Here is a 1,024-nt window from a genome sequence, read left to right on the forward strand (position 1 = left end):
GGGTGGGTCGGGGGCGGAGTGGTGTTCGGATGCACTGCCCCGGATGCACTGCCCCAGATGCACTGCCCCGGATGTGCTGTCCCGGGCGTGCTGTCCCGGGCGTGCTGTCCCGGGCGTGCTGTCCCTGCGTCTTGCGTGAGCGCTCCACATCGGCTGAACTGACCAACTGACGTACCGTCAGATCTCTTCGTTTTCCTTCGTTGGTAGGGGAGTCCATGGACACGATCTGGCTCACCGGTGCGGAATGGCTCGCCGTGCTGCGCATCGGGCTGGGGCTGTGGTGGCTGGAGAGCTGGCGGCACAAGGACAAGAAGAAGTGGTTCGAGGGCGGCGGTATCACCTGGGCGGCGGGCATCGCGGCGAAGCACCGGTGGAATGTGGTGCGCAGCGGCTTCGACGTCGTCGTCGCACCCCGCCCGCGCACGATGGCGTACGTCGTCGCGTACGCCGAACTCGCCCTCGGCCTGGGCCTGATCCTCGGGTTCCTGACGCCGGTCGCACTGGTCGGAGGCCTGCTGCTCAACCTCATCTACCTCGTCCTCATGATCCACGACTGGGCCGAGCAGGGGCAGAACTCGATGATGGCGCTCATCTCGGTGGTCGCACTGTTCGCGATGTCGTGGCAGACCTGGTCGCTCGACGACGCGCTGGGGCTGTTCCAGTGAGCGTGGGTTCGAAAGGAACGAAGGGTTCGAAGCGGCCGCGCTTCGACGTTCCCCAGGTGGACGCCTTCACCCGCACGTACTGGGACGCCGCCGCCGACGGCCGTCTGCTCCTGCGCCGTTGCGGTGCCTGTGGGCGCGCCCATCACTACCCCCGCGAGTTCTGCCCCCACTGCTGGAGCGAGGACGTGACATGGGAGCCCGCGAGCGGCCGGGCCACCCTCTACACCTGGTCCGTCGTCCACCGCAACGACCTCCCGCCGTTCGGCGAGCGCACCCCGTACGTCGCCGCCGTGGTCGACCTCGCCGAGGGGCCCCGGATGATGACCGAGATCGTGGAGTGCGGGGGGTCGGGGCTGCGG

Annotated in this window: 2 protein-coding genes; both read left to right on the forward strand. The window is 68.5% G+C overall.

The features are described 5' to 3' along the window. Positions 1–215: 215 nt before the first annotated feature. Complete coding sequence (locus tag FPZ41_RS46695) at positions 216–665, forward strand: DoxX family membrane protein (RefSeq protein WP_152870967.1); 450 nt, start codon at positions 216–218, stop codon at positions 663–665. Between the two features lie 56 nt (positions 666–721). Next, the coding region (locus tag FPZ41_RS46700; protein ID WP_322621607.1) for a Zn-ribbon domain-containing OB-fold protein at positions 722–1,024 on the forward strand (303 nt) is incomplete at its 3' end.

Source organism: Streptomyces acidicola (assembly GCF_009377235.1).
Lineage (GTDB): Bacteria > Actinomycetota > Actinomycetes > Streptomycetales > Streptomycetaceae > Streptomyces > Streptomyces acidicola.